The organism is Helicobacter pylori (genome assembly GCF_001998165.1).
GTDB classification, from domain to species: Bacteria; Campylobacterota; Campylobacteria; order Campylobacterales; family Helicobacteraceae; genus Helicobacter; species Helicobacter pylori_DL.
Map to the genome: position 1 here is coordinate 1 of NZ_MTWR01000004.1, position 12,141 is coordinate 12,141.

The 12,141-nt window shown below is 37.5% G+C and carries 7 protein-coding genes and 2 pseudogenes; 2 read left to right on the top strand and 7 right to left on the bottom strand.

Annotated elements, in window-relative coordinates; translation table 11 throughout:
* Positions 1–17: 17 nt before the first annotated feature.
* Positions 18–3,233 (top strand): annotated as a pseudogene (locus BZK24_RS00640) (type IIG restriction enzyme/methyltransferase); the annotation flags it as partial.
* The gene (locus tag BZK24_RS00645) at positions 3,234–3,806 is read left to right on the top strand and encodes a PHP domain-containing protein (protein ID WP_077656248.1); all 573 of its coding nucleotides are present in this window, start codon (positions 3,234–3,236) and stop codon (positions 3,804–3,806) included. It begins immediately after the preceding pseudogene.
* A gap of 833 nt (positions 3,807–4,639) precedes the next feature.
* Here BZK24_RS00645 and BZK24_RS09315 read toward each other — a convergent pair.
* From BZK24_RS09315 to plsY, 7 genes and pseudogenes are all read right to left on the bottom strand, one after another.
* Positions 4,640–5,318, bottom strand: a pseudogene (locus tag BZK24_RS09315) (CAAX protease).
* Positions 5,319–5,374: 56 nt separating this feature from the next.
* Positions 5,375–6,562 (bottom strand): transcription termination factor NusA, encoded by a 1,188-nt coding sequence (nusA, locus tag BZK24_RS00660; protein WP_077656251.1) that lies wholly within the window; start codon positions 6,560–6,562, stop codon positions 5,375–5,377.
* Positions 6,563–6,653: 91 nt separating this feature from the next.
* Positions 6,654–7,814, bottom strand: coding sequence for an L-seryl-tRNA(Sec) selenium transferase (locus BZK24_RS00665; protein ID WP_077656252.1), 1,161 nt, complete (start codon positions 7,812–7,814; stop codon positions 6,654–6,656).
* A gap of 226 nt (positions 7,815–8,040) precedes the next feature.
* Positions 8,041–10,632 carry a TonB-dependent receptor gene (locus BZK24_RS00670; protein WP_077656253.1) on the bottom strand — a complete coding sequence of 864 codons (2,592 nt, stop codon included), beginning with the start codon at positions 10,630–10,632 and terminating at the stop codon, positions 8,041–8,043.
* Positions 10,633–10,800: 168 nt separating this feature from the next.
* Positions 10,801–11,127 carry an iron-regulated protein gene (locus tag BZK24_RS00675; protein ID WP_077656254.1) on the bottom strand — a complete coding sequence of 109 codons (327 nt, stop codon included), beginning with the start codon at positions 11,125–11,127 and terminating at the stop codon, positions 10,801–10,803.
* Positions 11,111–11,464, bottom strand: a complete 354-nt coding sequence (locus BZK24_RS00680; RefSeq protein ID WP_077656255.1) for a dihydroneopterin aldolase — start codon at positions 11,462–11,464, stop codon at positions 11,111–11,113. The genes BZK24_RS00675 and BZK24_RS00680 overlap by 17 nt, the downstream gene beginning before the upstream one ends.
* A complete protein-coding gene (gene plsY / locus BZK24_RS00685) occupies positions 11,461–12,123 on the bottom strand; it encodes a glycerol-3-phosphate 1-O-acyltransferase PlsY (RefSeq protein WP_001875223.1) in 663 nt (220 codons plus the stop codon). The genes BZK24_RS00680 and plsY overlap by 4 nt, the downstream gene beginning before the upstream one ends.
* Between the last annotated feature and the right edge of the window lie 18 nt (positions 12,124–12,141).

The window sequence follows — 12,141 nt, forward strand, 5'->3', positions numbered from 1 at the left end:
TTAGTTAGATGCTCCCTTTGATTTATCAGGTTTTAAGCCAAGAAGTCCTTTTAAAACAAAAGAAAACCCTTGACGCTAACACGCTTAACAAAGATTTTTATGAAGAATTGCTCTACATTTTAGGGTTAGAAGAGCAAAATGAAAAGGGGAAAACTTTAATCAAGCCCAGCCGCACCGAAAATTCCCTAAGTTATGCCTTAAAAAAGCAATACAAAAATTTAGACGATGAAGAAGTCATGGCGTTACTCATTGCTTGGAATAACCGCATTTTATTTTTACGGCTTTTAGAAAGCCTTTTAATTTCTTTCAAGCATTTTGAAAAACCTTTCTTAACCACAGAAAACTTTAAAGATTTCAACACCCTAAACACCCTCTTTTTTGAAGTCCTAGCCAAGAAAAACAGCGAGCGTTTACCAGAAATTAAAGAAGACAAGATTTTACAAAAAATCCCTTATTTGAATTCCAGTTTGTTTGATAAAACGCCTTTAGAATTAAAGGGGCATGAAATCAAGCTTTTAGACAATAAAAAGCTAGAAATCTATAAAAATTCCGTTCTCAAAAAACATGATTATCAAAAAGATAAAGATTTATCCTTGCTGGAATACTTTTTTGAATTTTTGCGTCTTTATAAATTCACCACCACCCCTAAAGACATTAAAGATAATACCGATACCAGCGAAAGCCGTTTGATTAACCCTAGCGTTTTAGGGCTTGTTTTTGAAAAACTCAACGGCTATAAAGAGGGGAGCTTTTATACCCCAAGCTTCATCACGAGCTACATGTGCAAAGAGAGTATCACGCCCATCGTGTTGGATAAATTCAACGCCATTTATCAGTGGGACTGCGAAAATCTAGAAGCGTTGCGAGAAAAAATAGACAGAAATTTTTCAAATGAAAAAGCTAAAGAATACTTGCAACTCCTTCTCACTCTACGCATTTGCGATCCGGCGGTGGGGAGCGGGCATTTTCTAGTCTCTGCACTCAATGAAATGGTGTTAATTGCTTATAAGCTAGGGCTTATTGCTTCCTTGTATCGCCACGAGCTTAGATTAGAAAACGATGAAATCATCATTCACCACAAGCAAACGGGTGAAATCTTTAACTACACCATACCGCATAACGAAAACGACCCCCACCACCAAATCCAAAAAGAACTTTTTAATCTTAAAAAAGACATCATTGAAAACTGCCTTTTTGGCGTGGATATTAACCCCAATTCTTGCGAAATCACTAAGCTCAGGCTGTGGATAGAGCTTTTAAAATACAGCTATTACATTTTTGAAAAGGGCAAGAACACTAACAATCTTGAAACCCTCCCCAACATTGATATTAACATTAAGTGCGCTAACAGCTTGATCTTTAACTTCCCCTTAAATTCTAAGCTCACCATAGGACAGACACTAGAGTTTTCTAAAAATCTCAAAGCTGAAATCAAAGAATACAAAAATTCTGTAATGCTCTATAAAGAAGGTTTAGGAGAAAAAACTAAAATCTTACAAAATATCGCTAAACTCAAATCCCTTATTATCAACTATTTTATCGAGCAACACCAAGCAAAAAAACACCTTAAAGAATCGCTCAAGGCTTTTATAAGTGAATACGGCGATGGGATTTTTGATATTGGCACAGCTTTTGGCATGGAAATGCTAAAGATCGCAAGGCTCAAGGAAAATAACTATAGATTTAATCCTACACTGACAAAAAAGCAACCAAGCCCCATAGGCGTTGAAGCGAATAGACTGCTCATTAAAATCAAAGAATGCTATGAAACGCTAGAAAATCTAAAAAATTCCAAAGCTTTTGAATGGCACTTTGAATTCCCTGAAGTGTTGAACGATGAGGGGGATTTTTTAGGCTTTAATTGCATCATTGGCAACCCGCCTTATATCCGCCAAGAACAAATCAAAGACATAAAGCCTTTATTAGAAAAGCAATACCAAAATTTCTACAACAGCACCGCTGACATTTACACCTACTTTTTTGCCCTATCTTACCACCTTTTAAAAGAAAAGGGGTTTAACGCTTTCATCACTTCCAACAAATACGCGCGAGCCAAATACGGTGCTAAATTAAGAGAATTGCTGCTCAAAAAAACCACCCTTGTCAGCTACATGGAATTAAACGCCTTAAAAGTCTTTGAGAGTGCTGCAGTGGATACCAGCATCATGAATTTCATCAAACAAGCGCCCCTTAAAGAGAGCGTTTTTAAGTATTACGAACCTACCGAAAACGATAAAGACGATTTGAAAAACACCCCTTCCCTTTTGATGAGGCAGAACGCGCTTTCAACAGAAAGCTTTATTTTTGCCAACGCCACGCTTTTGGATTTGAGGGACAAAATAGAGAGTGTTGGCACCCCGCTTAAAGATTGGGGTATTCAAATCAATTACGGGATAAAAACCGGCGCTAACGAAGCCTTTATCATTACCACTGAAAAAAGAGACGCAATCTTAAAAAACTGCGATGATACGCAAAAAGATGAAAGGGGAATGAGCGAAAGAGAAAGAACAAAAGAGCTTATTAAGCCTATTTTAAGAGGGAAAGACATTAAAAGGTATTCTTATGAGTGGGCGCATTTGTGGGTGATTTTTATACCTTGGCATTTTCCAAATACCGGTAGTCCAAAAAACATGGAAGAAAATGAACAAGATTTTTCTATCCATTATCCTATTATCTATGCTCACTTGCTTTCACATAAAGATAAACTTTTAAAACGCAATAAAGATGAAACCGGAAAAAGATACGAATGGTATTGTTTGCAAAGATGGGCGGCAAATTATTTGCAAGATTTTGAAAAAGAGAAAATTGTGTATGGCGAGATCGTGCAAGAGCCACGATTTTATTTAGATAATGGAGAATGCGAATTAGGGGGTTTTTATGCAGAAGCCACGAGCTTCATTCTCACAGGAGAACATTTGCGCTATCTTTTAGGAATGTTACATTCTAAATTGATCACTTTTGCTTTCAAAACTTTCTATGCTGGCGGAGGACTAGGCGAGAGTGGCTATCGCTATAAAAAGGCTTTTATAGAACGGCTACCCATTCCTAAAATCACCGAAAAAAACCAAGAATTAGCCGATAAAATCACCAATTACGCAGAGCAAATCCTACAAACAAAAGCAAAAGACCCTAAAGCCAACACTCAAAGATTAGAAAAAGAAATTGACGCTTTAGTCTATCGGCTCTACCACCTCACCGATGAAGAAATTAAAATCATTGAAGACGGGCAGTGAATGGAAAAGTTATTTGAAAATATATTGCATGAAATGAGATCGAGAATTTCTTTCTCATTTGCTTTTGTTGTTTCGTTTCTTGTTTCTATTTTTAATCTAAAAGGGGTTTTTCAATTGATTTTTGAGTTTGTTTTCCAATACACTCAAAACAAAATCCTTTCTCTTCTTTTTTCCTTTTTCTTTATTTTCCTTTTCTTTTACGCTAATTTCTTTATTGTTGGTAAAATTATTAATAAAGTATTGCTTTGGTATAGAGCTAAAAATGAAGCTAAAAAATACGAACAATATCTAATAGATCAAAAAGACAAAGAAATTGCTCTTAAAATTCATGAATGCCACTATAAGATACAAAAAGAACTTTATAAATGTTATTCTAAAAAACAAAATAAAATTCTTAGAACGAAAGAACTTGATGATTTAATAGGTCATCTTGATTTAATAGGTTTTTTTAAGTCGAGAGATTTTTTTGAACCGACAGAAAGTGATTATATTGTCAAACCGTATGTTTTAAGAGCTATAAAAAAATACCATAAAATTGCTTTTAAATCTGTATATTGGCAACAGAACAAATAAAAAGCGCTTGTTCTTTGTCTAAGAAACACCCCCCCTTTAAAAAAGGGGGACTCTTGAAAAACTATCGTTTGATTTTTAATTCCAAACAAAACCCTAAAAAACTGATTTTTAGGTATAATGTTTGAGTATTTACTATGATTTTTTCTCATAGAAGTCTCCTAGACAAACTTTACCCCCTAATCTCTAGCGAAAAACTAGGGGGTGAGCGTTATTTTATCCTAATCTCACAAAAACGATTTTTATAAAAGCTACAAATCACTAATTTAAAATCATATTAAAAAACTTCACAAGAAATAAAAACGATTCACCTTAAAGGAAACCCCTTAAATAGGGGAAACCTTTGGTTTTAAGGGGTTTTTTTAACAACGATTTTAACCCTATACTTAAAAAAAAGGTATTTTTAAGTATAATACAAGGGCTTTTTACCATGTTTTTTGGACATAGTAATCCTTTGAAGGTGATTTATCCCCTAATCTCTAGCAAAAAACTAGGGGGTTAGCGTTATTTTATCCTAACCCTTAAAACAAGCAAAAACAATCAAATGCGATTTAAAGATTAAAAAGCTTTTTCTAACGCATGGCTTTGGACTAAAACCATAAATAGTAGGGATCGTGATGTTTAAAGCAAACGCCTTAAAAACTAAAAAATACCATAAAATTGCTTTTAAATCTATATAGTGGAAAAAAGACTTATTTTGGTTATAAAAAATGGCTCTTGTGCTAAAAGGATTGTTAAAAGATGAAAAAAGCGAGTAAGCTTTTAAGAAATCTTGATTTGTTCTAATTTTTGAGTTATAATGCTTCTACATTATAAGGGCTTCAGTAGCCCACTTTTTACAAACTACTTAAATCTTCAAAATCTTTATTCTCAATGCTTTTAATCAAATCATCTAAAAATAGAGTGATTTTGTTAGGTTCAATACCAATCACTAAAATTCTGTCCATTGGAATGTTTTCTGTTTTTCCATTGAATGGTGTGGCTATTCGTGGGCGGTTGTTCGGTTGGATTTTGAGTAAATTTTCCCAATGATACGCGCGATTTCTAATCGTCCACAGCAAGTTTAAAACAATATGGGCTTTAATATAATTGTAAAGAAGGCGTTTTTTGCCTTTAATAAGCAAAGTATCTTTATTTTCGTGATAATAAGCTCTAAAACGATACGCTCTCAAATCTAATATTACTCCCTCTAACTTATAACAAAAAATAAGCCTGATCACTGCCCCTAAAGACATTTTAGATAAGATTAAAGAATGCGTGATTTCTTTTTTCTTTTAATTCTTTGATTAAATCTGTTAAAGCGCTTTCATTAAACACCCATTCACTCCCCTTAATTTGGGTTAAACAATGATCTAAAGCGTTGCGTAAATAAATCTCTAAATTAGAGATTTTAGGCGTGATAGAAGCAATGAGTTTTAAATTTTCTTTGTATTGCTCTAGGCTGTCATAAGTATCTAATCTGTCTTTAGACAGAATGAGCGTAATATCATTCTTGAAATCTTGTAAATCTTGCATAGTATTTTCTTAAAGTTCTTTTGATTAAGAACTCAATAAGTTTCACAGAAATCATTTCAATTCTTAAACAAAGACTCTAAAGCTTCTACCCCTACTTTTGGCGTTTCTTTTTCGTTTTCATTTTCTGCGTTTTCTTTGACGCTAGGAATGGTTTCAAACTCTATGTGATAGCCTGTAAGCATGGACGCTAAGCACACATTCACTCCGCCTTTACCGATAGCCTTAGATTTTTCAATGTCTAATAAACGCACTTTAGCCTTTTGCAAATGGTTATTGACAATAAAACGCTCTTGAATGGATTCTTTTTCTTCAGCATTCAATTCTTCTATAGGGATTTTTTTAACCTCAACGCTTAAAATTTTGGCTGGAGCGAGTGCGAGAGTGATATAAATTTCAGGCACATTAGAATACTCTATGCAATCAATGTTTTCTTTATTCAATTCGTTACTGATCGCATTGATGCGCACGCCCTTAACCCCCACAGCCGCGCCTATGGGATCAATCCTAGAGTTATGGGAAAAAAAGCTCACTTTCGCTCTGTTGCCTGGGATTCGCGCGCAATGGATGATTTCAATTTCCTTATCTTTAATTTCAGGGACTTCTAATTCCAACAAAGCTTCAAGCATTTTAGGGGTGGTGCGGCTCAGCTCTAGTAGTAAGCCCTTTTTCGTGCGTTTGACTTGCGTTAAAACCGCCTTGATGCTATCGCCTACTTTAAAACTCTCGCCCTTGATGCGATGGCGCATGGAAAGAACGCCCTGAAATTGCTGCTCGATTTCAATAAAAGTGTTTTGATTGTGATCCACTAAAATCACTTGCCCCATTAAAACGCTGTTAAGGCGCTTTTGGAACGCTTCAAAGTGGCTGTCTTCTAACGCCTTTTCTAACTGGTATTGCAAATCTTTAAAAAGGCGGTTGATCGCTCCTTGCTTCATGCTCTCCAAACTCAAGCTGTAAGACAATTCGTCTTTAATTTTAACGCTTGGATCCATTTCTTTGGCTTTAGACAAGCTGATGTATTTAGAAGGATCGTTAATTAACCTTTCATCATCATCTTCTAAAACTTCCACCAACTGGATAAGCTGGAGCTGTTTGTTTTCTTCAACCACCAAGTAGCGCGCTAGGGGGTCTAACTCATTTTGCGCCATTTTTAACAAACAGCCTTGAATCACTTTTGAAATCATCTCTTTAGGCAAATTTTTTTCATACGCAATGCATTCTATAAGATCGCTGATTTTTTCCATTCTTAAGTTCCTTTAAATTGATGTTCTATCATTCTCTGTCATTTTATGGGGGAGATGGCGTTTTTGAAAGAAATTTTATTATAGCGAATTTTTAAGCCTTATTAAGGATTTCTTTTAAAACCAGAGCGATTTTTTCCAAATCTTCTTCATTCAGGCTAAAGACTTCAAAGCACACAAATGCGCATGAAATTCTTGTAATAACGCCTTTTTGGAAAAGCTTTAAATAAAGTTTCTCACAATTTAGAGTGCGGGTGTTTTTGGGCTGGACTTTCACGCAAAAGGATTCCAATTCCCTATCGGGCAAATCCCCTATTTTAGAAAAGCTAGAGGCTATGCTCACGTTCAATTCTAAAGGCTTTAAAAGGGCGTAGAGTTTGAGGGCTTTTTGTAATAAGGCGTCTTTAGTTTGGTTTAGTAACGCATGAATGGTGATTTCTTCTTGATGATTGACCCATGTTTTTAGGCTGCAAAAAAGCAAGGTGAGCGTGATTTTATCCGCTCTCAAGGCTCTATAAAGGGGGTGGTTTTTTAACATTTCAACCCATTCTTTTTGCCCCATAATAATACCGGCTTGAACGCTGTTAAAGGATTTATCCGCGCTAAAGCTTAAAAGCGATGGTTTTAGGGCTAAAACCTCTTCTAAAGCCGTTTTATCCAATAAATCCACATCCCCTAAATTGTAATAATCAATCAAATCATGCTCTTTGGCTAGGGCTTGTAAATTTTTAAAGGGCGTGTCTTTTTTAAAAGTAGGGTTGTGGGTTTTAAAGAGCATTTTGCTGTTTTCATTCAAGGCTAAGCGGTAATCCCTTAAATAAGCGCGATTGACATTCCCCACTAAATGCAGCCTAGCCCCACTACTCAATAAAATATCTTTAAGGTTAAAATTCCCCCCCACTAATTCCCCATAAGAAACAACGATTTCTTTTTGTTGCGCTAAAGCGTTAGCGATGAGGAAAATCGCGCTGGTGTTGTTATTGACAATCAAAATTTCTTCGGTGTTAAAACACGCCTTAAAAAGCTGTTTTAAAGGGGTTAAGCGGTTCTTTTTTTTAGCGGTGTTGAGATTGCATTCTAAATCAATGGGTTGGGTTAAAACTTCTTTTAAATAAGGTTCAATTTTTTCATAAAATTGTGGGCTAAAAAACGATCGCCCATGCTTTTCATCAAAAACGCTCGCGCTCGCATTGATGATTTTTTGATAAGGGCTTTTCAAAAGATTTGGGGTTATTTCAAGCGTTTCTTTAGCCATGGTGAAGCGCGTTTGATTCCTTTTTTTGAGTTAAAATAAAGCGTTATCTTAATCTAAACCCGCTAAATTTTTGATAAAACTACTTTTTTAAAATCCTTAAGAGCGTCTTAATGAGCTGATTGAGTGAGCGGAACTTTTTCCATAGAGTTTGGCGGTTTCTATAGGGCTTTTTCATGTTTGTTTCCATGTTTAAAATTCAAAAAGAAATCCTAAGATTTCTTTAACTTTAGAATTGATAGGATACCTCAAAACGCGCGTTAAATCCAGGAGCCGGGAGCGCCATGCGTTTATTTTTAGGGATCATATCGCTTGCTGGAGCGTCCGCGCTCGCTTGCCACACGGAAGCCTGGCTGACATATTGCTTGTTTAAGATATTGTTAAACACGGCTGAAATCCTTAAACCCTGCCATTTTTTAGAAGTGGGGGTCCAGTTGATAAAGACATTATGCACGCCATACCCAGGCTTATGGATTTTCATCAAGCCGTATTGAGGGTAGTAGATAGAATAGCCTTCATAGAACATGTTGGTTACAAAGCGTGAGAGCCAAGTTAAAGTAAGCCCCCATTTGTGGATATTGTAATCGGCTTTTAGGATAAACACATTCCCAGTCGTTGCAGCTAAAGCGTAAGTGTCCGCTAATAAATGCCCCCTAGCTGTCGGCCAAGAGCGAGCCACTGAGAAAGTCCCTACGAAATTTTTATATTGCACATTCCCTGAAACTTCATAACCATAGATATTAATGGTTTCGGGTAAATTCCCTGACATGTTTTTTGCGGTCGCGTTACCCCCGCCATTTTTAGAAGTGTCTTGCCCGTAGCTGTTGAGGAAGTTATTGATGACCTGATAGAACGCTGCCCCGCGCACATTGAAATACTTGCTGTTGTAATCCACATTAAATTCCACATTTTGACCGATCGCAGGGCGTAAATTCCTTTGATAAATCACCGTGGGATCGCGCATCAAAACGCCATCGCCAGGCAAGGCCCCCTTAGTTACATACGCATAGCTCACTTTCAAGCCAATGCTTTCAATGGGGTTATAAAGCACGGTTGCAGAAGGCGAGAAACCAGAAGTTACATGCGTGCGACCGTTTTTGTCTAGCAAGGTGTAAATATCATAACGAGTTCCCGCACCCACGATGAGATTTTTCAAGAGATTGTAGTTCGCTTGCATAAACCCTCCGATGATATTACCGATCGCATGCGAATTTTGAGGCATGTTACGATAGAGCGGGTTAGGTGCGTTTAGATTTTGAGGGTATTGAGAGCTTTGATCGGTGTAGTAATGGCGGTAAGGCAAGCCCGGCCCATTAGGGTCGTTAGGATCAATGTTGTTTTTATAATAGCCGTTTTTGCCTTTATCCAATCCAGAGAAAACGCTCAGGTTTTGATAAATCATGCCGTATTCAAACACATTCCCATAATCTTCACTAATGGGGTGGGTAACTTTAAAATTAACGCCTGAGTTGATTAAAAAAATCCTTCTGGCTAAAGTCCCCTCAGCGTCCGCATTCCCTAAAGTCCAATCGTTCGCGCTAGGGTTTTGAGCGTTAGGGGGGGTCATGTCATAATCAGGATTTTTAGGGACAAGCCCATGGTAAATATTAGATCCTGTGGAAATTGCAGAAGCGCCTTGCCAATTGATCGATCCCGGCTGCCCATAGCCTATTTGATAGCCTCCATCAGAGGGTCTGATAGCTCCTTGCGTGCACTGGCTGATATTGTCCGGGTTATTACACCACTCTTTCACTTCAGGGATATAATCCGGATTAGCCGGCTCATTAGAATTGTAAGCGAAAGGATTCACCACAGGGTTATAATCGCCCCCCCTTACCCCTAAAAAGGCAGTGGATTCAACGCGCGGCTGACTAAAACTAGTGCCTCCATCATGCTTGTATTTCAGGCTCAAATTGTGGTTGAAGTTGATCGTATGGGCTAATTCTTTCCCAAAGTCAATCACAAAAGGCGCTGGCTGGCTTCCTGGGTCATTGGCTTTGGAGAGGGCTGAAGTGGTGTTAGGGCGTAAAAGCCTGGTGGAATTTTCCCTTGTCATGTTGTAGCTTAAGCTGATGGTATCCGTGTCGTTGATATAGCCATTGACTTTACCTAAAACGCTATTGACTTCACTCGGAGTCCCTACGCCAATGTCGCTATTGCTCGGATCTTGCAAGTCAAAAGTAGGGTGGAAGAGATCCCTAAAAGCGTTGTTCCCGTCTCTGTAATAAAAAATATTTTGATGGTTGTAATAAGCGAGTATGTCCCAATTTTTACCCCGGTAAGCCGCAGTGGCGTTCATGCGATACCCAAAGTTGGTATAAAAGCCCGCTTCCGCTTTAGCCCCATAAGTTTGATTCTTTCTTAAGAAGTCGTTAGCGTCAATCGTGGTGAAAGACAATTTACCCGCAACCGCACCTGGTCCTGCTGAAGCGTTCGCCGCCCCCTTAATCACTTCCACTTCTTTAATCATATTAGGATCGATCACGGTGTTAGCGTCATGGTGGAAAATGTTACCATTTTGAGCGACGCCATCTATCGTTACCCTTAAGAGACGGCTCTCAATCCCCCTAACATAGATTTTTTGCGCCATCAAGCCCCCACTTGCCACATTCACATCCGCTCGAGTCCTAAAAATATCACGGATTTGGTTACTTTGGCGCTGTTGGAGCTCTTTCCTTTCAATATACATTTTGTTGTTGTATTCAAAAGTCCTTTCACCCTTAGTGGTTACCTTACCCAAAGTGTGGGTATTTTCTTGAGCTTGCAAACTGCTAGCGACAATACAAGAGACAAACACGATACGAAATTGATTTCTAAGCATTTCTTTTAGCCTTTCTATTTACTTTTTTCTAAAAAAATTAGTCAAGTTTTAAACCTAAGGTTATTATTACATTATTCTATTTAATAATACCTTAAATTTGTTTTAGGATTAAGAAAATACCAAGAAAAATGTGATTAAAAAAGTTTTAGCATTTTATTGAGCGGCTGATTACTGAGCGGCCGAATCGATCACTATGCGTGAAGAAGCGCTGCTGATCCCTCTTAAAAAAGTTTGAGAAGACACATTGATTTCAGCGTTCTGGCGGAAAATATCGCTTGGCTGGTTGCTTTGGCGTTCTTCTAAATCATGGCGTTTGATGATAATGGTATTCCCCCATTGAAAGGGTCTATAAGCGCGCTTTTTTTTAATGACAAAATGAGGTTCTAAATCTAAAAATTGCGCGTAATTCGGGAAATATAACGGCTCTAATAAAGGGTTTATGGGGTGCGCTTTTAAAGTAATAAGGAGAAAAAAGAGGCTAAAGATTGGTTTCATAGTAAATTTTCACGCTCGCCCCCACTTGAGAATTGGGAGAAATTTCTAACTTGCTGATTTTTAAATAAAGCTCAGAGATCTCCTTGTAGCGCGTTTTTAAAATTTGGCTTAAATCTTTTAGGGCGTCTTCAATGAGTAAGTATTGTTTTTCTTGCATCATCTTTTGAATAAGCTCTTGGATTTCCATGTAGTCTAAATAAGCTTTATTGGGTAATTGCGTGTAGAAAAGATCCAAATCCACGCTTATTTTTTGGGGTTTTAAGCGTTCAAATTCTAAAATCCCCAAAATCGCCTCAAACACCAAGTTATGGATATGAACGCCTTGTTTAGTTTTCATAAGACTTTCTTTTCCTTGCCGGCTAATAAATTAAAAATATTGCCTGCATGCTTGATAAGGGTAAAAATAAAAATAAGCACCATCGGCGTTTGCGTGCCGACTTCTTTAAGGATATTGACGCTATCTGGGATATGCATATAAGGGATAAAAAAGATAAGAACAGTCGCTGTGCCTACCCCTAGAATGCTAGCGAGTGAAGAGATTTTAAGCACCTTACCCACAAAAAACCACACCGTTAAACCGATGAGGCTTTCAATAGGGATGAGCAAAACCACAGAGCCCATGATTGTAGAAACGCCCTTACCTCCATTGAAATTCAAAAAAGGCGAATAACAATGCCCTAAAATGCTAGCGATAGCGACCATCCATTGCAAACTATAATCCAACCCAAACAATTTGCTTAAAAAAACCGCGAACATGCCTTTGAATAGATCCAAGATTAAGACTAATAAGGCCATTTGTTTAGCGTTGCTCACGCCCTTACTTTGTAAAGCGCGTAAGACATTCGTCGCGCCAATACCGCCCGATCCGATTTTAGTAATATCCATGCCATAAAAGATTTTCATTAACGCATAGCCAAAAGGAATCCCCCCAATCAAATAACCCAAAAGGGTGAAAATCACATTGATATTGGTTAGGAAATTTAAAACGCTTTCCATAAATACCCTTTCAAATAA

What these genes read in the sequence shown, in the direction of transcription:
- plsY (WP_001875223.1), bottom strand. Translation starts at nt 12,123, where the DNA reads ATGGAAAGCGTTTTAAATTTCCTAACCAATATCAATGTGATTTTCACC.
- BZK24_RS00680 (WP_077656255.1), bottom strand. Translation starts at nt 11,464, where the DNA reads ATGAAAACTAAACAAGGCGTTCATATCCATAACTTGGTGTTTGAGGCG.
- BZK24_RS00645 (WP_077656248.1), top strand. Translation starts at nt 3,234, where the DNA reads ATGGAAAAGTTATTTGAAAATATATTGCATGAAATGAGATCGAGAATT.
- BZK24_RS00675 (WP_077656254.1), bottom strand. Translation starts at nt 11,127, where the DNA reads ATGAAACCAATCTTTAGCCTCTTTTTTCTCCTTATTACTTTAAAAGCG.
- BZK24_RS00665 (WP_077656252.1), bottom strand. Translation starts at nt 7,814, where the DNA reads ATGGCTAAAGAAACGCTTGAAATAACCCCAAATCTTTTGAAAAGCCCT.
- BZK24_RS00670 (WP_077656253.1), bottom strand. Translation starts at nt 10,632, where the DNA reads ATGCTTAGAAATCAATTTCGTATCGTGTTTGTCTCTTGTATTGTCGCT.
- nusA (WP_077656251.1), bottom strand. Translation starts at nt 6,562, where the DNA reads ATGGAAAAAATCAGCGATCTTATAGAATGCATTGCGTATGAAAAAAAT.